The sequence below is a fragment of the uncultured Barnesiella sp. genome (genome assembly GCF_946496565.1).
GTDB classification, from domain to species: Bacteria; Bacteroidota; Bacteroidia; order Bacteroidales; family Barnesiellaceae; genus Barnesiella; species Barnesiella merdigallinarum.
On the sequence record NZ_CAMMHD010000026.1, the window covers coordinates 1 to 20338 of the forward strand.

16 protein-coding genes and 2 tRNA genes are annotated in these 20338 nt (G+C 50.1%); 8 read left to right on the plus strand and 10 right to left on the minus strand.

Annotation, left to right across the window (positions count from 1 at the left end):
• The coding region (locus tag Q1K76_RS11410; RefSeq protein ID WP_300133494.1) for a hypothetical protein at positions 1–307 on the plus strand (307 nt) is incomplete at its 5' end.
• A gap of 24 nt (positions 308–331) precedes the next feature.
• On the opposite strand, the gene Q1K76_RS11415 is transcribed toward Q1K76_RS11410, so the two are convergent.
• From Q1K76_RS11415 to Q1K76_RS11435, 5 genes are all read right to left on the minus strand, one after another.
• Positions 332–1231: a DUF5106 domain-containing protein gene (locus tag Q1K76_RS11415; protein WP_300133496.1), complete on the minus strand. Its 900-nt coding sequence runs from the start codon at positions 1229–1231 to the stop codon at positions 332–334.
• 177 nt (positions 1232–1408) lie between these two features.
• Positions 1409–2749: an MATE family efflux transporter gene (locus Q1K76_RS11420; RefSeq protein WP_300133499.1), complete on the minus strand. Its 1341-nt coding sequence runs from the start codon at positions 2747–2749 to the stop codon at positions 1409–1411.
• Complete coding sequence (locus tag Q1K76_RS11425; protein ID WP_258327531.1) at positions 2739–3320, minus strand: DUF3109 family protein; 582 nt, start codon at positions 3318–3320, stop codon at positions 2739–2741. The genes Q1K76_RS11420 and Q1K76_RS11425 overlap by 11 nt, the downstream gene beginning before the upstream one ends.
• A 97-nt stretch (positions 3321–3417) precedes the next feature.
• Complete coding sequence (gpmI, locus tag Q1K76_RS11430) at positions 3418–4932, minus strand: 2,3-bisphosphoglycerate-independent phosphoglycerate mutase (protein WP_300133502.1); 1515 nt, start codon at positions 4930–4932, stop codon at positions 3418–3420.
• Positions 4933–5362: 430 nt separating this feature from the next.
• A complete protein-coding gene (locus tag Q1K76_RS11435) occupies positions 5363–8164 on the minus strand; it encodes a leucine-rich repeat domain-containing protein (RefSeq protein WP_300133505.1) in 2802 nt (933 codons plus the stop codon).
• 168 nt (positions 8165–8332) lie between these two features.
• Between Q1K76_RS11435 and Q1K76_RS11440 the strand changes: the two genes are divergently transcribed.
• Complete coding sequence (locus tag Q1K76_RS11440) at positions 8333–10747, plus strand: hypothetical protein (protein ID WP_300133508.1); 2415 nt, start codon at positions 8333–8335, stop codon at positions 10745–10747.
• Positions 10748–10837: 90 nt separating this feature from the next.
• Here the strand turns inward: Q1K76_RS11440 and rplS are convergent, their stop codons facing one another.
• Positions 10838–11185 carry a 50S ribosomal protein L19 gene (gene rplS, locus Q1K76_RS11445; protein WP_025278994.1) on the minus strand — a complete coding sequence of 116 codons (348 nt, stop codon included), beginning with the start codon at positions 11183–11185 and terminating at the stop codon, positions 10838–10840.
• Positions 11186–11453: 268 nt separating this feature from the next.
• On the opposite strand from rplS, the gene Q1K76_RS11450 reads away from it, so the two are divergent.
• Genes Q1K76_RS11450 through Q1K76_RS11460 form a run of 3 tightly spaced genes read left to right on the plus strand, consistent with a single transcriptional unit; the run spans position 11454 to position 16103 of the window.
• Positions 11454–12332 carry a bifunctional UDP-sugar hydrolase/5'-nucleotidase gene (locus Q1K76_RS11450; RefSeq protein WP_300133510.1) on the plus strand — a complete coding sequence of 293 codons (879 nt, stop codon included), beginning with the start codon at positions 11454–11456 and terminating at the stop codon, positions 12330–12332.
• Positions 12333–12347: 15 nt separating this feature from the next.
• The gene (locus tag Q1K76_RS11455) at positions 12348–13118 is read left to right on the plus strand and encodes a 5'-nucleotidase (RefSeq protein WP_300133513.1); all 771 of its coding nucleotides are present in this window, start codon (positions 12348–12350) and stop codon (positions 13116–13118) included.
• Between the two features lie 6 nt (positions 13119–13124).
• Positions 13125–16103 carry a glycoside hydrolase family 3 N-terminal domain-containing protein gene (locus tag Q1K76_RS11460; protein WP_300133517.1) on the plus strand — a complete coding sequence of 993 codons (2979 nt, stop codon included), beginning with the start codon at positions 13125–13127 and terminating at the stop codon, positions 16101–16103.
• Here the strand turns inward: Q1K76_RS11460 and Q1K76_RS11465 are convergent.
• Positions 16091–16795 (minus strand): porin family protein, encoded by a 705-nt coding sequence (locus tag Q1K76_RS11465; RefSeq protein WP_241147837.1) that lies wholly within the window; start codon positions 16793–16795, stop codon positions 16091–16093. The genes Q1K76_RS11460 and Q1K76_RS11465 overlap by 13 nt on opposite strands.
• 227 nt (positions 16796–17022) lie before the next feature.
• On the opposite strand from Q1K76_RS11465, the gene Q1K76_RS11470 reads away from it, so the two are divergent.
• On the plus strand, positions 17023–17190 hold the full coding sequence (locus tag Q1K76_RS11470) for a 4Fe-4S binding protein (protein ID WP_087408926.1): 168 nt from the start codon (positions 17023–17025) through the stop codon (positions 17188–17190).
• A 292-nt stretch (positions 17191–17482) separates the two neighbouring features.
• Here Q1K76_RS11470 and rpmA read toward each other — a convergent pair whose 3' ends face one another.
• The 3 genes from rpmA to Q1K76_RS11485 form a co-directional block, all read right to left on the minus strand.
• Positions 17483–17746 carry a 50S ribosomal protein L27 gene (gene rpmA / locus Q1K76_RS11475; protein WP_025278985.1) on the minus strand — a complete coding sequence of 88 codons (264 nt, stop codon included), beginning with the start codon at positions 17744–17746 and terminating at the stop codon, positions 17483–17485.
• A gap of 21 nt (positions 17747–17767) precedes the next feature.
• Positions 17768–18103 (minus strand): 50S ribosomal protein L21, encoded by a 336-nt coding sequence (gene rplU, locus Q1K76_RS11480; RefSeq protein WP_087408927.1) that lies wholly within the window; start codon positions 18101–18103, stop codon positions 17768–17770.
• A 227-nt stretch (positions 18104–18330) separates the two neighbouring features.
• A tRNA-Pro gene (locus Q1K76_RS11485) sits at positions 18331–18404 on the minus strand.
• A 165-nt stretch (positions 18405–18569) separates the two neighbouring features.
• On the opposite strand from Q1K76_RS11485, the gene Q1K76_RS11490 reads away from it, so the two are divergent.
• Together Q1K76_RS11490 and Q1K76_RS11495 are read left to right on the plus strand one after the other, a co-directional pair.
• A tRNA-Phe gene (locus Q1K76_RS11490) sits at positions 18570–18642 on the plus strand.
• A 244-nt stretch (positions 18643–18886) separates the two neighbouring features.
• Complete coding sequence (locus tag Q1K76_RS11495; RefSeq protein WP_300133522.1) at positions 18887–20125, plus strand: site-specific integrase; 1239 nt, start codon at positions 18887–18889, stop codon at positions 20123–20125.
• The last annotated feature ends 213 nt before the right edge of the window (positions 20126–20338 follow it).

A 20338-nucleotide genomic window follows, 5' to 3' on the forward strand; every position in this document is an offset into this window, starting at 1 on the left:
ATATTTGGCTCTGCCGAACCGACTCCTATCTTCTGAAAAGATAGTGAAAGGTGAGGGGGAGAATAAAATATTGAAACTGGTTTCAGATACTTTTTACCTCGAACCGACTCCTATCTCATTCAAAGATAAAGAAAATATCGTACCATTGGATTTTACGAGGCAAGAAATATGCACCCTCGAACAGAAAAATAAAAAAAAGACTTTGTGGCCGATTCTTCCTTTTCAGGTGTTATTGGGTCAAAAACTATGCTCACGCACAGAGGGGATCTCAAAATATGACGATTCACATCGTCCTACAATAAAATGAATCAAAACCACAAAGTCTATTTCTTTATTTCTCTTTCGTCGCTTTCAGGGTCTGTTCCACCTCTTCGAGCGAAGTATTGCGCAAAATTATTTTTTTATCTTTATCCAGCAAATAGAGTGCCGGCATAACTCGCAAATCGAAACAGCGTTCGCCATTCTCCATCGAAGCGACCACCCACTCTTTGGGATAGTCGGCCACACCGGCCAGCCACTCTTCGGTCTCGCCATCGGGATAAAGCGACAATATCGTAAGCCGCCCCTCGCGTATCTCTTGCAGCAAGGCCTGCGACACACTCAGCCGCAAGGTAGCCAACGAGCAATCTTCACACTCGGGGTCGTTGATGTATAGCAGAATATAAGGCGACTTCAACTTTTTGATGCGGTACTTCTTATCTTTACCGGGCAACTTGTACTCAAAGTCGGTAACCGTCATACCTACCTGATTTTTCGTCAGCACATCGTATTGATAGATATAACGCAACTTTCGCAACTCGTCGACCTTCTTCGACTCGGCCACAGCCTCGGCAAAAGGCAAATAGGCCTCGTCACTCACAAAGGTTCCCCCACCGCTGTACAGATACTTGTCAGCTATGTCGGCATACATCAACAAGATGTCACCATCGCTCGAAGCCCGCTTCAGCAAAATTGCAATCGCTTTCATCGTACTTTCTCGCGAAGTGATGCGCATGATTGAAGTAAAATCGACAAATGCCTGCTCGACCACCAACGGTGCCTCTAAATAGGCCCTATCCTCTACTGCAAAATTATCCCAATAATGTTCTATCAGATATTCACTCCTTACATCGGGAGTAGTGAGACTGTCGGGAATATCGGGCAACTGGTAAGGTGCCACAGCCGAATCCTGCGCCTTCGACAAAAAGAAGGTGCAAACAAACGCACACACTATCAGCACTTTTCTTACCATAAAAAAATCTCAATTATCAATTTTAAACTCCATCAACCACATCCCCTTACATTACATCTATGCAACAAAGATACTAAAATTATCTAAACCTTCAACCATTCTATCATTTTTATTTCCGTAAGAAAAAAAGGCGACTGCGCACAAAAGGATTGTCTTGGAGAGGGAACAGCCTTATTCTCATATCTTTTTATCAATCCACTTACCCCACTTCATGTAGGCGGCCGAAAACAGCAGAATGCCGATGGCATACACGTGCTCGGTGGTCCAGCATACGGCTACATCGACCCGCAGGTAAAAAATCATCACCACCACATAGACGATATAGATGAGCAGCGTGACCAGTTCCAGCAGAAAGGCCATGCGGGTATTGCCCGTGCCCGAGACGGCCTGAAAACAGACATTGCCCGGAACAATAAACAGATAGGCCGAGCAGAGTACGAAAAGAGAGGGAACCGAGGCCGATATAAGGTCGGGCATATCGGTATAGATACGCAGGATAAGGGTGGGGAAAAAGACGAAAAACAGGATGAGCGGCAACTCAAAGAGATAGGCCATGCGTATGCACTGCCCCATCGTACCCCGCACATACCGGGCATCGCCCGCCCCTATCAGGTTGCTGATGAGCGTGCTGCAGGTCGAGGCAAAGGTGATGACTATCATAAAGGGCAGCGCCGACACGTTGCGGATGATGTTGGTAATCGCCAACGACCGTTCGCCCAGATGCTCGACCGCAATGAAGAAGAGAAACCAGGTCGACATCGACACGAAATTCTGAATCATGGTCCATACCGAGGTATTCAGGATGTGACGCAACGAGTCGCCTCGACGCAGACTGAAACCATCCAAGCCATACTTGCGGACATCGACCCGCATGCGGGTATAGACGATAAAGAAGATGAGCGAAACCAGCTCGGCAAGCGACGACCCGATGGCGGCACCCGCAATGCCCATAGCCGGGAATCCCAGCTTGCCGAACACGAGGATATAGTTGAAGACCACATTCGACAGCACCATCACCACCGAGTTGAGAGTCAAGGTCTTGGTCTGTGTAGTACCCACAAAGAAGGCTCGGAACATCACGGCCACAAAGGCAAAGAAGAAGCCGTAGACCCTCCAGTGGATATAGCTCATGGCCGCCTCGTAGACGTGTGGCGACTCGATGAACCGGGCCAGCAGAATGGGCGAAACGAAATAGGAACAGACAAACAGCACCAGCGCTACCCCCAGCAGGAAGAGGGTCCCCTTGTAAAAAATGGGACCTATGCGGGAGTAGTTGCCCTCGCCGTTGCGACGCCCCATGATAATCTGGGCCCCCAGGCTAAAGCCGAAGGCTATCATGAAGAAGGTCATGTAGTAGACCCCGGCAATGGCCGACGCACCCAGCTCCACCTCGCCTACCCGCCCCATGAAAGCGGTATCGGTCATGCCAATAAGCTGCTCCATCACCAGGCTGATGAGGATAGGATAGGCAATGTGCCATATCTGTTTATAGCTGTATTTTACCGGATTACTCGCCATATTGCTGCAAATAGGCTTCGGCCGCCTCACACAGTTCATTATACCACGCCTCGCCAAACCGACGAATCAGCGGCTCTTTCAGAAATTCATATACCCGCACCTTCTCGCTGCGGCCCAGTACCTCGCCGGCCTTGCAGATTTTCCAACGGTGGTAGTTCACGGCCGAGAAGTCGGGGTACTCCTTCAACCGTATGGGATAGAGGTGGCACGAGATGGGTTTGTAGAAATCGATTTTCCCGGCCCGATAGGCCTTCTCGATGGCACACTGGCACATGCCGTTCTTGTCGTAACAGGTAAAGACACAATCCTTGCCGTTGACAATCGAGGTGACCAGGTCGCCCTCCTCATCGACATAGGCTACCCCCTGCTGCTCGATAACCCGCCGGGCCTCGGGCAGCAAATCGTCCCACACGACATCGAGAATCTCCTTGAGTTTACAACGCTCCTCCTCGGTGATGGGGGCACCGGCATCGCCTTCGACGCAACAGGCACCCAGACACTTCTCGAGGTTACAAATAAAAAATCGTTCTATGACGTCGAGGCTCACCAGAGCTTGGCCTACTTGTAGCATAATCTCCTCGGTTACGGTTGTTTTCATCGGTTAGTATAAGGCAGAAAAGCCGGGGTGCACAACTGGCACTCCGGCATATTCCAAACATTGATTTCTATTATTTCAACAGGTCGTGACCCGTCATCTCGGCCGGCTGTGGCAAGCCCATGATGTGGCAAATCGAGGGAGCCACATCGGCCAGAATACCGTTCTCGACACGAGCCTCTTTGTTCTCGGTCACATAGACAAACGGCACGGGATTGAGCGAGTGTGCCGTGTTGGGCGTACCATCGGGGTTCTCGGCATTGTCGGCATTACCATGGTCGGCAATGATGATTACCTCGTAGCCGTTGGCCTTGGCAGCCTCGACCGTATCGCGCACGCAAGCGTCGATAGCAACCACGGCTTTCTCGATAGCCGAGTAGATGCCCGTGTGGCCTACCATATCGCCGTTGGCGTAGTTCACAACGATAAAGTCGTATTTGTTTTCGTTGATGGCGGCTACCAGCTTATCCTTCACTTCGTAGGCGCTCATCTCGGGCTTCAGGTCGTAGGTAGCTACCTTGGGCGACGGAACCAGAATACGGTCCTCACCCTCGAACGGAGCCTCGCGACCACCGTTGAAGAAGAAGGTTACGTGGGCATACTTCTCGGTCTCAGCAATGTGCAGCTGGCTCTTGTGCTGTTTCGACAGATATTCGCCCAGCGTGTTGTGCACGTTTTCCTTGTCGAAGAGGATGTGCACGCCCTTGAACGAAGCATCGTAGGGAGTCATGCAGTAGTATTGCAAACCGGGAATGGTGTGCATGCCGGCCTCGGGCATGTCTTGCTGCGTGAGCACGATGGTGAGCTCTTTGGCACGGTCGTTACGATAGTTGAAGAAGATAACCACATCGCCCTCTTTGATGCGACCGTCGCAGGTCGAGTTGACGATAGGTTTGATAAATTCGTCGGTCACGTCGGCGTCGTACGACTCCTGCATGGCCTGTACCATGTTGTCCGACTGGCGGCCGATACCGTTTACCAACAGGTCATAAGCCTCTTTGATACGCTCCCAGCGTTTGTCACGGTCCATGGCGTAGTAGCGGCCCACGATCGAAGCCACCTTACCGGCCGACGTAGCGCAGTGATTCTCCAGTTCCTGGATGAAGCCCTTGCCGCTGTGGGGGTCGGTATCACGACCGTCCATGAAGCAGTGGATGAAGGTATTCTCCAAGCCATACTCTTTGGCGATGTCGCACAGTTTGAACAAGTGGTCGAGCGAACTGTGTACGCCACCGTTCGAAGTCAAGCCCATGAAGTGCATGTTCTTGCCGTTGTCGCGGGCATACGAGAAGGCCGAGATAATCTCTTTGTTCTGCAGGATAGAGTTGTCGGCACAAGCCTTGTTAATCTTTACCAGGTCCTGGTAAACGATGCGGCCGGCACCGATATTGAGGTGACCTACCTCCGAGTTACCCATCTGACCGTCGGGCAAACCCACATTTTCGCCACTGGCCTGCAGTTGCGAGTGAGGATAGGTTTTCAACAGATAGTCCCAATAAGGAGTGGGGGTATTGTAGATTACATCTGCGTGTGAATGATTGCCGATGCCCCAACCATCGAGAATCATCAAAAGTGCTTTTTTGCTCATCTCTTCTATTATTTAGAGTTATTTATCTTCTATTCTCTCATCGGCAAAAACAGTGCCGAAACAGCTCCGGCAGGCTCACACCCGCCGCTCGGCCCGAGGCTGTCGACCCGGGGCTGTCAAATTGTCCTGCACCTCACCGGCTTACACCGCCACAGCCTCACCGGCCATGCTGCCAACCCGGCCCCTTGCTTAGACGGTGCAAAGATAGTGCAAACCGCGGGCATCGCAAAATTTATTTCAATTCGTTAAGGGACAGAGCCTGTTTTCTGCGCTTTGCCCGAAGCTACATCGCACACCCTGCCTGAAACTCACCATCCTTGAGCAGGCTCAGCCTCGAGACAATCGCACAAAAAGCAGGGGCCCTGCACACCATCGGCAGAGCCCCCGTATCGGATTGAAACGGATTGACCCGAGTCGCTACCGTTTCACATTATCGGCACAATACCTTTACTCGATTCGTACCACAACAAACAATGTAGACACCTCTATCGAGCGGTAATCTGTTATCGCCAGCCACGCCGCTCATCTGGGCAACCAACCGGCCTTGAAGGTCATACACGACTACGGGCATGGCACGATCCAAGCAAATAGTAAGTCCATTGCCATCCTCCGTAATTATCCTGAAGCCGTTTTCAGCCTGTTCTATTCCCGAGAAATCCATACCCTCCATGGTAAACGACTCCTTCCACAATCCTCCATTGTTCCAATAGTCGTAATAATTTTCTTGCGGCACATACAACATACAACTCTTAGGCACATTGGTAAAAGGTGCATATGTGGCATATAGTTCATATCCAAAGCGGCCATAGCGATAATCTTCATATACCTCTGTTTCGGGAGGTACAGGGGCTTGCAAATAAACCTTCTTGAGGTTCACACAATCTTCCAAGAACGAATATCCCACCTTCTTCACACTACTCAAGAGATAAACCACTTCAAGATTATCACAGCCCGACAAAAGACCTCGCGGTACATTTTCATTCACACTTGGCACCGTAAAGAGCTTCAAGCCCGCTCCTGCAAATACATAATCGCCCAGTTCCACTGAATCGGATAGAGTAATATACTGCAGCGACGAACAGGAAACAAAAGCCGAATCATCTATCCGTTTAAGACCCTTGGGTAAAGAAACTTGAGACAAATGCGTACACCCCGAGAATGTACTGCTCCGAATGGTATCAATCGACGCCGGAATCACTATACTGCTCAAAGCACTACCGCCAAAAGCCGCTTTTCCTATCTCCGAAACCGTTTCGGGAAGAACGATAGCGGTCAACCGGCTGCAATCCAAAAAGCAGGAATCGCCTATCGACTCCAACCTTTCCGGGAGCTCTATGGACTCTATGCCAACACCTCTAAAAGCCCCGGCCGACAGTCGGGTCGTAACCGGCGACAGAGTCACATGCCGCAACGAAAGGCAACCATCGAAAAATGCCCGACTCACTTCGGTCATCTCTTCAGGGAATTGAAAGTCGGTCAACTCGGCACAATTGCGTATACACCCCTCACCCAGATTCTGCACAGCAGCAGGAAGTGACAAAGAAGCAAAGCTACACGAAGTGAATGCATAGTCACCAACAGAAACCGTTTGCGGCGAGAGTCTTACCTGCGACAAATTACTACACCCGGCAAAGCACCCCTCGGGAATTTGAGTCACCCCGCTCGGCACATTTATCGACGCCAATCGGGTACAAGCAAATACCGAATCGCCCATTTGCGTTAACGACTGGGGCAAAGAGACCTGTTCCAAATAGGCGCAGTCGAAAAAGAGTTTGCGGGGAAGGCTTTGCAACGAAGAGGCCGACATATCGACCGACTTGAGCTGCTTACATCCGCCAAAAGCACCCTCACCGACCGACTCGATTGCAGCCGAAATAACCAATTGATTATCGACCGGTTCTATATTACCCAGTTTCACTTTTTTCAGCCTCCAGCAATTATAAAAGCTACCCGCACCCACACGCGTCACCTTGGGAAGTGACACCTCGGTCAACGCCAGGCAATAATTAAATACTTCGTTGCCTATCGCCGTCACCTGCGGGAAAGACAATACGGAACAAAGTTGCGAGCACGAACTGAATGCTCTATCACCAATATAGTCAATATGATTATCAGCTGGAATATCCAACCATTTCAATACCGATGCGGCAAACGCACGACTACCTATCTTCGTAATACTCTCCGGCAAATAGATTTCACTGATCTGAGACCCGTAAAAAGCAGACGCTGGAATAGAATCGCCCTCCATACGGCACCCTCGTAAATCGAGGACATGAAGAGAAGCCGTATTCGACAAATTGTTCAAAACCGTGAGATCATCCTTGTTCAATGTCCCGGTTATCCGAAAGCCTTTTGCTTGAATCAGGCTCTCGGAGGTCAACTTCGAAGACAACGTTCCCGGTGTTTCCACATGAAGGTCGGTATATTCAATGTCCCATCGCAACGTATCTCCAGAGCTCAAATTATCGATTTCTACCACACGTTCAAATCGCCAAGCCTCCGAGTATTTCTCCCGGCATCCTATCGGCACATATAAACGGCAAGCCACTCTCGTAGCATTATCAAAGCACGACATCCAATTTCCTTCAGTTCCTAATGTAGGAACGACATTCGACATCATAGAAATTTCGTCCAGCGACGTACATCCGCTAAATGATTTCTCCCCTATTTTTGTCAATCGATTAGGAAATTGGATATAACAAAGAGAGGGGCAATTCATGAAAGAAACTGCACCTATTTCTGTGACACTATCCGATATAGTCAACGTATCAATCGCACAATCATTAAAAGAGTCATAAGTCGTCTTTGCCGAAATTTTCCCCACTTCTTTTAGCTTAGGGCACGATACAAAACTGGAATATATCTCGGCCGTCACCCAATCCAGATTTATTTTCTGAATAGTCGATTCTTTAAATGAACTGACTATTGAATAACAAGTTTCCGGTAAACGAACCTCTTTCAACGAACTGTTTTTACAAAAACAACCATTGATTATGCCAACTTTCGCATCTTCAATATCCAAATACTGAACAACATTCGCTTGCTCCACATAACATAAGTCGGCATCATTGATGTTCCCAACCAATTTCAAATGGGTTATTGTCTTGAGTTCTTCCTCAGAAAGGATTTTATTAAGACCACCCGCCTCATAGCATGTAACCGTTGTATACTCCTCGGCAAATACAGGGCTCAAGCCAATACACAAAAGCAACAGTGTCACTACCTTTTTCATAGCTATTCCTCCTTTTAATAAACCACTACCACAAATGTAGGATTTTTTATTTAATTAACAACAGATTAAATGGTTTCCTTTGCAAAATTGTAATATTATCATTATGCCATAAAATCATTATACTCCCACTCTACTTTTGCCGTGTATTAACCACCAAATTCTTTCATTATGGATACAAATGAACTTTTTGATGAACTTTCTGATGAACTTTCTGCATTGGTCGACAAATATAAAATATTCGACCCCAATGCAACAACCGAGGGAGAAACTTATGTAGTTATTCCTCAAAACGGCAATCCCGAAATCGTTATCAACAAACACGTTACATTAGCCCATGGTACGACCTTGATTTTTGCTGGAGGTAAAATCACGGGCTCAGGTACACTCACCGGCGACTATACCCGATTAGTCGCACCCATAACTCAAATATTCGGTAAAGATATTACCGTAGATGGTATTTGGGAGATGGATCGAGCCTACCCACAATGGTTCGGTGCCAGAAACGACATTTCAAGCGCAGAATTTTGCCTCCTGCGTGAAGCGTGTGAAGCTGCTGCCAATCAAAACAAACTTGATGCAGAAAGCATTAAAAAAGACATCGAAACCGCCCGAAATAATGCCTTAAAACAACTGGATGCATGGAATGTCGACTCGTCCGATGCCATCAACAAGGCCATGAAGTTGAAACATGCCGGCGAAGTATTCCTTCCCAAAGGAGAGTATGCTATCTGCAAGACGCTGCAAGTACCCCATGGCATTGTTCTTCGGGGTGAATTAGCCGACTACCGAAACAACACAATTTCCCAATGGAAGCAAGATGAAGAATCAAAGATTTGGGAACATAATGAAATTGCGCTCATCGACGGAGATTATCCTCTAGGTGGAGATACTCCTTCTACAAATCTTTTATCCTATTATAAGCTGGGAACTGTCATTCGCCCTTTGAACACCAACTATCCGCTCTCGGTAGATAGCAACGGTACACCTATCACCTCATTCGACGACAATTTTGCCATTGTCATCAATTCCAACATTCACCCGAATGATGACCATAACACCGAATGGGAACAAATATATCCTCATTCGCTTACAACGATACGAGATATCCAATTCTCAAATTACTGGACCGCAACACCCAGTATGCGAGGAATCTACGCTATAGGCGGTATGAAAATCGAGAATATTAGTTGGGATCAATTCGTACAAGCCGTAGCAACACCCAACAACATGTATTGTGACGGAAAAACCATCATTAACTGTGAATTTAATGCCCCAACAGGCTGTATTTTCAAAGACTTTGTCTTTGGTAAATTCGTCGGCTCCGACGAGATTATAAAACACTTTGTTCAGGACGCCAAAGAATATTATGCCTTCGATTTAGGCGGATTAGGAGACAAACTCTATTTCCACAGAAACCACCTATCCATGGGTGAAATTGCTGGAGGATTAAGACTATCCTATTCTTTCGGTGCCCAAATCAGTTGCAATATCATCAACGACAATATTACTTTCTCCGATTGCAAAGGTATCTCTTTCTCGGCCAACCATTGCGAAAGCGGCATTCAAGTAGAAATATCCAATTCACAAATAGGCTTCTCCGACAACTATTTCCACAAAGGAGAAAAACCTACGTTCCTCATTCACGATAATAATGCTCGCGGTTCGGTCAATGTACAATCGTCCACAGTAGACTTGCGCAACAACTGTTTGGTTTTCATGGATCACGAAGACACCGACTCCATTTTATACATAGAGAACATTAGCCCCTATGATATTCAAACCGACGGATTCGTTTCCTTGTCAATACAAAACACCTATCGCTACCGGCTTCCCCGCAATGCAGGAGGTAATATACACCCTTGTGGATTAGCTATTCTCAAAGAGATCTGGACCGAAGGGGTAGCGGAACCCGAATTAATTCCATTTACCGAATTCAACAATTTGAGCTACCTCCTATCTGGAAATTCACTTCTCAAGCCCAATTTCCACATTGTACACAACCATGTGGTCAACAACACTCAATTCTTGCGTGGTTCAGCAATGGCCAATGGCGGCGTAAAATGGTTCATCGACCAAGGTACATACAGCTACTACATGCAAACCATTTGGGACCGAAAACGATTAATTGGTAGTACAGCCCAAGTATTAGGTAACTTTAAATTAGGAGAAATCGACTCTGAAAGCAAATTACCAACCGGCTTCTTATTGAACTTTGGAGCTCATTGGCTCGATGGTCCCAGCGACGGGAATGGCAACCAAGCCATTATTCGACTTATGCGAACTCGCACAAGCGGAAATGCAATCTACCACAGTGTGGAAGTTCCCGTTTGCGGCACTCGCTTCCTGTACGACAACGGTATATCTGTTTGTGGCTTCAAATGGCAATTGGATTCACAAATTGACGAACTGCCGGTCAACACCATGATTCAGTCAATCCACTTCATTGGCGACAATGTCATCTGCAAAGGAACCGCCTGCCCTACCGTAGGAGAGTGGACTGTAGGAGACATCGTCTATAACACAGGTACAGCATCGAACAATGCCCTGTGGATATACACCGCCAACGGCTGGCAAGCCCGATAAATGGTATAAATAAAGCGAACCGGACCTCTTTAAAAACATAAAAACCGCACCGATTGCTCGATGCGGTTTTTATATGCCTCCAAAAAGAGATTAAACTCTCTTCTCTTTGATACGGGCTTTTTTACCGGTGAGTGCACGCAGATAATACAATTTGGCGCGACGCACTTTACCACGACGGTTGATTACGATCTCTTCGATGAACGGCGACTCGATGGGGAAGATTCTCTCTACTCCCACGTTGCCCGACATCTTACGAACCGTGAAACGCTTTTTGTTACCGTGACCCGAGATGCGGATAACGTCGCCGCGGAATTGCTGGATACGCTCCTTATTTCCCTCTTTGATACGGTACGATACGGTAATCGTGTCACCACTGCGAAAATCGGGGTGCTCTTTACCGCATGCGAATGCTTCTTCTGCAATCTTAACTAAATCCATTTTTAATAGCTATTTAAAATGTTCATACTGAAACGTAATATAACAGGCCACTTTTCCTGCCAGAGATTACGAAAAGCGGTGCAAAGTAACAACTTTTTCGGCACATAGCCAAGAGATACCCGTTTTTTTTACTCGACAACAGGCTTCTGCTGAAGATAAAAACAATCGAGACCGATAAATTTCATACTCCCCGTTTGATATATCCTCTCTAAATTTGTAATTTCGTCCAATCGAAACAACAAATTATTCAAGAATATACACGCAATTTATGGTAAAGAAAATCATTGGAATCGCGGCTGTTTGCCTCTCGGTGGCCTTCTGTGCAGAGGCTCAGCAAGGGCGTATCGTCATTCTACACACCAACGATACCCACAGCCAAATAGAACCTTTTGCCCCTTCACACAAGACGTATGGCGACTTGGGCGGCGTGGTGCGTCGCATGGCGGTCATCGACAGCATCCGCAACGCCGAGCCCAACGTGCTGCTGGTCGATGCGGGCGACGCCATTCAGGGTACTCCCTACTTCAATTTGTTCAAAGGCGATGCCGAGTTTGAGGCGATGAATGCCATGGGCTACGACGTGCGCACGCTGGGCAACCACGAGTTCGACGCCGGCATGGAGAAACTGGCCCAACTGATCAAGGGCTCGACGGCCGATTTCATCTCGACCAACTACGACCTGTCGGCTACCCCGCTGGCCGGTCTGGTGAAGCCGTGGGTCATCCGTGAAATAGGCGGCTACAAGGTGGGATTCCTGGCGCTGAACGTCAACCCCGAGAACCTCATCCCGGCCGAGTCGTGCCAAGGGGTGGTATTCCACGACCCCATCGAAGCGGCCAACCGCACGGCCCGATTGCTCCGTGAGAAGGGGGCCGACCTCGTGGTGGTGCTCTCGCACCTGGGATATACGGCTCAAGAGAAGAGCGACACGACCGACCCGCAGGTGGCTGCGGCCAGCACCGACATCGACATCATCATCGGCGGCCACTCGCATACCGAGATTAACCCCGAGAAAATCGACGCCAACCCCGACTCCACACTGCGCTACCGTGTGAAGAACAGCCAAGGGCGCAACGTGGTTATTGCCCAAACCGGCATGAGCGGAGCCTACCTGGGCTGCATTACCATTGATCCCAAAAACAAATAATCAAGCTGCACACTCATGAAAACGACTTACAAACATACCTGCTGCATACTCGCGGCCGCCTTGTGGCTTCTCTCGGCCTGCACGGCTTCGCGACCCGAATTTGACATCACCTCCCGACTGATTCCCGTCGACGCCCACTGGGACCAGACTCCCGAGCCCCAAATGGAGACTATCGTGAGCAAATACAAAGCGAGCGTCGACAGCGTGATGCGCATCGTCATAGGCACCTCGAGCCAATACATGGAGCCCAAACGGCCCGGCTCGCTGCTGACCAACCTCTCGGCCGACATCATCAAGAGCGAGGCTCCGTCGGTATTCGGGCAACCGGTCGACCTGGCCATCACCAACATCGGCGGCATCCGCAACCCGTTGATGCAGGGCGAAATCACCCTCGGCGAAATCTACTCGATATTCCCCTTCGACAACACGCTGTGCCTCATTAAACTGAAGGGGAGCGACCTGCGCGACCTCTTCGACATCATCGCCTCGCGAGGCGGCGAGGCCGTAAGCCACGAGGTGCGCATGACCATAGCCGACGACAAAGCCGCCAACCTCACCATCGACGGCGCCCCCCTCGACGACAACCGCATCTACTCGATAGCCACCATCGACTACGTGGCCAACGGCGGCGACCACATGACCCCGTGTCTGAAGGCTACCGAGCGGAAAAACAGCGCCGCCTTCCTGCGCGACGTGGTCATCAACTACATCGAAAAAGCGACTCAGGCCAAACGCGCCATTTCGGCGCTGGACGAAGTGCGCATCACCCCGGCTAAACCTCAATAACGCGATATGAAACACTCTGTTGTCTGCACGGCGATACTCCTGGTTCTCTGGCTCCTGCCCGTCCAAGCGGTCGAACCTCATCTGTTGCAAAAGGCCGACCCGCAAAAAATGGAGCAATGGACCGACTCGGTATTCAACACCCTCACCCCCGACGAGCGCATCGCCCAACTGTTCGTCATCACCGTGCGCAACAGCGATACACCGCAAAACCGCCAGTCGCTGAAACGGTTCGTGCAGGAGCTGAAGATTGGCGGCCTCCTCTTCGATGCCGGCACCGCCCCCGACCAGGCCGCACTCACCAACTACTGCCAATCGCTGGCCCGGGTGCCGCTGCTCATCACCCTCGATGGCGAGTGGGGATTGGCCATGCGCCTCTCCGACACGCCCCGATTCCCGGTGAACATGATGCTGGGGGCTATCCAGAACGACTCCCTGCTCTATGAATATGGCCGTGCCGTGGGCCGCCAGTGCCGCCGCATGGGCATCCAGGTCAACTTTGCCCCGGTGCTCGACGTCAACAGCAACCCCCGCAACCCGGTCATCGGCAAACGGTCGTTCGGGCAAGGGCTCGACAACGTGTCGGCCAAAGCCATCGCCTATGCCCGCGGACTCGAGGCCGAGGGGGTGATGGCCGTAGCCAAACACTTCCCGGGTCACGGCGACACCTCGGAAGATTCGCACAAGACCCTGCCCCTCGTACCGCACAGCCGCGAGCGGCTGATGCAGGTCGAGATTGCCCCCTTCAAGCGGTATATCGACAGCGGCCTGTCGGGGCTGATGGTGGGCCATCTGAACATTCCCGCACTCGACAATTCGGGCCGACCGGCCTCGCTCTCGCGTGCCATCACCCACGACCTGCTGGGCGATTCGCTACAATTCGAGGGGCTTGTCTTCACCGATGCCCTCAAGATGAAAGGGGCATCGACCTTCGGCAACACCGCCTTGCTGGCCATCCAGGCCGGCAACGACATCGTGCTCAATCCGCTGAAACCCGAGGCTCAACTCAAGGCCATACGCGAAGCCATCGACCAGGGAAAAATCTCGCAAAGCCTCATCGACGAGAAATGCAAAAAGGTACTGCGCTACAAATATGCGTTGGGGCTGGCCCGGCAAAAGTCGGTCGACCTGGAGGGGCTGATGGCCGACTTGAACGCTCCCCGATACGAGGCGCTGAACCGCCGGCTCAATGCCGAAGCGCTCACCCTGCTGCACAACCGGCACCACACCCTCCCCATCACGCATCTGGACAAATCGAGAATTGCGGTCGTATCGGTGGGTAGCGATACAAAATCGGTATTCCAAACCACCACGAAACTGTATGCACCACAGCCGGGACAGTTCGACGACTCTACCGACCTGACCGTCCTGCTCGACACCCTGCGCCACTACGACCGGGTGATTGTGGCCATCCACAGTGACAAGACGCAATACCGAGCCCGCATCGGCCGCCTCTGCCAGACCGGAAAAGCCATTGCCGTCTGCTTCCTCTCGCCCTACCAGATGAACCGGTTGAGCCACGAGCTGGCCCACAACCGGGCCCTGCTGCTGGCCTACGAAGATACGCCGCTGGCTCAGGAGTATGCCGCACAGGCCCTCTTCGGCGGCTGTGCCATCCGGGGCAAACTGCCCGTCAAGCTCGAAGGCTCGTTCGACGAAGGCGATGGCCTGCGCACCGAGAAGTGCCGCCTGGGCTACACCCTGCCCGAGTCGGTAGGCATGGACAGCCGGGTGCTGTCGAAGGTCGATTCGATTATTGCCGAGGGCATTGCACACGAGGCCTTCCCCGGCTGCCAACTGGTCGTAGCCCGTCAAGGCGAGGTGGTCTGGAACAAGGCCTACGGCTATTTCGACTACGAGACTCACGCCCACCCCGTCGCCACCGACGACCTCTACGACCTGGCCTCGGTATCGAAAGCCACCGGCACCCTGCCTGCCGTGATGAAAGCCTGTGACGACGGCGACATCGTGCTCGAAAAGCCCATGAGCCACTACTTCGCACCGCTGCGAAACAGCGACAAAAAGGATATTACCCTGCGCCAGGCCCTGTTTCACGAGACCGGCATGCGCCCCTCGCTGCAAGTCTCGGCAATACTCATCGACCCACAGAGCTTCACCCCGCCCCTGTTCAACCGCCGGAAAGATGCCACCTACTCGATACCCATCGACGGCTGCACCTTCGGCAACCGCAACGCCCGGTTGCGTTCCGACCTGCTCTCGACCCGACAGTCGGCCCAATATCCCATCCAGATAGCACACGACCTCTACGGCTCCGCATCGCTCCCCGACACCCTCATCGCCCGTATCATCGGCACCAAGCTACGTCCCACGAAACGCTATCTGTACAGTTGCCTCAATTTCATCCTGTTGAAAGAGACGGTCGAGAGTGCCACCGGGATAGCCATGGACCGCTACCTGCAAAAGCATATTTACGGACCGCTGGGCATGGGCACCACAGGATACTGCCCGGCCACCCGATTCCCCATCGAGCGGATTGCCCCCACCGAAAACGACCTCTTCTACCGCCACCAGCAGCTCGACGGCTATGTGCACGACGAGACGGCCGCCTTCTTCGGCGGTGTGCAGGGCAATGCCGGACTCTTCTCCTCGGCCAACGACCTGGCCAAGCTGTGCCAGATGTGGCTCAACCACGGCAGCTACGGCGGCGAGCAGATATTGTCGCCCGAGACCGTGCACCGCTTCATGACCGAAAAGAGCGCCACCAGCCGCCGCGGACTGGGATTTGACAAACCCGACACGAAAGAGCCCGACAAAAGCCCCACCGCACTCGAGGCATCGCCTGCCACCGTCGGCCACCTGGGCTTTACCGGCACCTGCTTCTGGATAGATCCCGAGCAACAGCTCATCTACATATTCCTCTGCAACCGAGTCTATCCCTCGCGGTTGCACAACGCCCTGTCCGAGCTCAACATACGGCCTGAACTCTTCTCGGTTATCTACAACTCTATCGAGGATTATTCGAAATAAAACGACAAGACCACCATGTTTGAGGTCGCCTTCTTCAGCGATTGAGTATACTTGATGTCGGCCGGATCGCGCAGGTCGTTGCGTTTCCGGTTGATAACATCGGTCAGCCCGAAGCAGAACTTCAGCTCGGGAATCAGTTTGAAATAGGGAAGATAGAGGTCACACCCGATACCGATGGTCAGATAGCCGTCGAAGGTGTTCAGCTTGAGGAAATCGTTCCGCTTCTTCGACACGTCGGCCGTAGCCATCACCCCGCCAATCAGGTAGGGCCGGTAGTTGTTGCACCGTTCGGCACTGAATTTCAGCTCGACGGGCAGCACGATATAGTTCGACTTCAAGTCCTGCGTCTGAGTCGCCTGCGAGTTCGACTCGCGGTATTTCACCACCTTGTTGCCAAAGAATATGCCCGGCGACACCCGCAGGTTGAGGTATTGGCACAGATAGAGGTCGGCCATGAGGTTCACGTTGAAACCCGGCGAAAAATCGGGAATATCCATATACCAGCTCTCTCCCCCCTCGGTCACGAAGCCCGAATGCACAAAAGTCATATCCTGCACATGCGTACCGATGGAGAAGCCCAGATGCAGCAGCTTGTAGTCGGCATAGGGCAAATTCTGCACCTTGCGAGGTTGGGCCCACACCGTGCCGCCAGCCAGCGACAAGAGCGCTACCACCCCCACGCACCAACGCACGACCGACTTTCGCCCACGAAATATCGGCCGCCCCACAGAGCCTCTATGTAACCATCGTTCCATCATCGGGTAACTAATTATCAAACGGAAAAACAACGGGGTTATTGTTTCGCAAGAATTCTATTTACGCCAGAAAATCTCTCCTCATTTTTTTTGCAATCGCAATAAAAGTACTACATTTGTGGTGCAATTAGATCTAATTATTTCAAACTAAAAACTAAAAAACAATGGCTTACGTAATTAATGACAACTGTGTTGCTTGCGGTTCTTGCATTAGCGAGTGCCCGGTAGAAGCTATCTCGGAAGGCGATATCTACAAAATCGATCCCGAAAAATGCTTGAGCTGCGGAACTTGCGCCGAGGTTTGTCCTAACGACGCTATCCACGAAGCATAAGAAGCACACACGTGAAAGATTAAAAAAGGGTCTGCATCACACCGATGCGGGCCCTTTCGTTTTATCCACCGCCGGCATCGGAGAGGGAGCAACCATTGCATTCCCCGTCCCCCCCACATACGAGAGCAGCCACCACCGCCGGCATAGGCACATCACCGACACGCACAGCACCACTGCCATACCACACTCCATCCACGAAACCCGCGCTCTGCATTCCCTCCCGTACAAAAATAAAAAACGTGACTGCTCTTGCGAGCGGTCACGCTTTCTATACATAGGTTATAACTCTTTATTAGTTATTGTCTGCCGGTACAACCGATACATACGAACGGTTCTCTTGACGTTTGCGGAATACTACCGTACCGTTTACCAAAGCGAACAACGTGTGGTCTTTACCCATACCTACGTTCTCACCCGGGTGATGTACTGTACCTCTTTGACGTACCAAAATGTTTCCGGCTTTGGCATATTGACCACCGAAAATTTTGATACCCAATCGTTTGCTTTCCGATTCACGACCGTTCTTAGAACTACCAACACCTTTCTTATGTGCCATTTTCTTAGAAGTTTAATAGGGTTAAGCAACAATTTCTTTAACTAACACTTCGGTGAAATACTGACGGTGACCGTTCAAGCGACGATAACCTTTTCTTCTTTTCTTCTTGAAAACAAGAATTCTTTCACCTTTTACGAGGCCTTTCTTACCGTATCCGTCGTTCGAAACAACCTCACATACGACCTTCGCACCTTCTACGGTGGGAGTGCCTACGGTTACTGCTCCGTCTTTGTCAACGAGCAATACTCTGTCAAATTCGAGAACGGCGCCATGCTCTGCTCCCAAATAGTGGACAAACAACTTCTTTCCGTTTTCTACTTTGAATTGTTGTCCTTGAATCTCAACAATAACGTACATTTTTACTTTTTGTTTTTACGTTTATCTCTGCCGGGCGGGGCCAACCGTGGCACCTCTTTTTGAGCCCATATCAGAATCAGCCCACAAAAGTACTACAAATATTTGTCACCCACAAGCATTCGGGCCATTTTCTCCGAAAAGAAATGCAACAGCCGCCCCCTCCCCGCCGGTCGAGCTTTAAAACAACAATCGCAACCACTTCGATTTCAAGCGATTGCGATTGCAAGTCGGGGTGAGACGACTCGAACGTCCGACCTCCACGTCCCGAACGTGGCGCGCTAACCAACTGTGCTACACCCCGCACTTTGTTTTTGCGGGGACAAAGATACATAAAGTTTGAGAAAAGCAAAAATGATTCCCTAAATTTTCGCGTTTTTCTTATCAAAATCTCTATCATTTTCATTTTTATGGCAAAAAATTAGGAGGATAATAAAAAATAGTTCTATCTTTGCACACGCAAAACCAAGGTGCCATAGCTCAGATGGTAGAGCAAAGGACTGAAAATCCTTGTGTCCCCGGTTCGATTCCTGGTGGCACCACTTTGAAGAAAAGCAAAAGACAGTAAAATCCTGATTTCCAAGCGAAATCGGGATTTTTTGTTTTCCCCCGGCACGCAAAAAACGGCAGAATATTACCGTTCGAGGTGGAGCAAAAGGTGGAGATAAAAGGTGGAGCAAAAATCTCCACCGAATTAGGCTATTTTTCACTGATTGTCAATATTTTGCATAGCAAGAAAACGGATTCTGTTTCCTACTTTTGTACAAACTAAAAACTGTAGGAAAAATGAAAAGAAGTTCATTCAATGTGCTTTTCTTCTTGAAGAAGACCAAGCTGCTGAAAAACGGAGAAGCATCCGTGTGTATGCGTATCACTGTAGATGGTACGCGAGTTGAAAACAACATCCGTAAAAGCATTGATCCGTCTCTCTGGAGTCAGGCAAAGGAATCTGCCAGAGGAAAAAGCCGCAAATCATGCGATCTGAATGCCTATATCGAAAATGCGAGAATCAAATTACATCAGATTTTTTGTGAACTGGAAGAACAGAACCAGCCTATAACAGCGCGTCTGTTGCAGGAAATATTTTTCGGACAAGACAAAGAACCGGAAGCGGTACGCACTCTTATCGGCACCATGCAGGAGCACAATGACCAATGCCGTGCCCTGGTCGGTAAAGACTACGCCCTGATTACCGTTCGCCGTTATGAAAGCTGCAAGCGCTATCTTGCCGAACTTATCAGACAGAAATACGGAAAGGATGATCTGCCGCTGGCGGAAGTCAACGGTGAGCTGGTACGTGCCTTTGAATTTTATCTGAAGACGGAAAAGGAATGTCAGCAGAATACCGTTATCCGTTATATGAAATGTCTGAAGAAAATTACCAATCTGGCACTGGCCAATGAATGGATAGCCAAAGACCCGTTTATCGGCATCAAATTCCACGAAAAAGAAGTAATCCGTGAATTTCTTACCATGGACGAACTGCTGACTATCTACCACAAGGAATTTCCTCTGGAGCGAATCACCGTAGTCCGTGATGTTTTTATTTTCGCCGCCTTTACCGGTTTGGCTTTTATCGACGTGCAACAACTTTCCTCTGAGCATATCGTAAAAGACAACAACGGAAACCTGTGGATCAGGAAGCCACGTCAGAAAACAAAGAACATGTGCAATATTCCTCTGCTGGATATTCCTTTGGAAATCCTGAGAAAATATGCTGATTATCCTGCCTGCAAAAAGAAAGGAATATTACTGCCTGTCCCCTGCAATCAGAAGATGAACAGCTACCTGAAAGAGATTGCCGACCTATGCCTGATAAAGAAGAACCTGACTACCCATGTGGCCCGTCACTCGTACGCCACATCTGTCTGTTTGGCCAATGGGGTAAGCATTGAGAATGTAGCCAAAATGCTCGGTCACTCCAATATCAAGATGACGCAACACTATGCAAGGGTACTCGACAGTTCCATTCTGAAAGATATGAATAATGTAAGGGATGTACTTTCAAGCAATCTTTCTCGTTAATAGCAACTCATTCAAACAATTCCGAAATTATATTGAATCATTCTATCATACGGATAATAAGCCGCAAATTCTGCGGTTAATTATCCGTATGAATATCTTAACAGCTTTAGCCTCAATCTCCAAATCATAAGAAACACCCATCAGTCGCCTATTTCCTCGCCGTCCATAGAAGTTAGTACAGACTCTCTTGAAAGCGAAAAGGTCTGGCGGCTA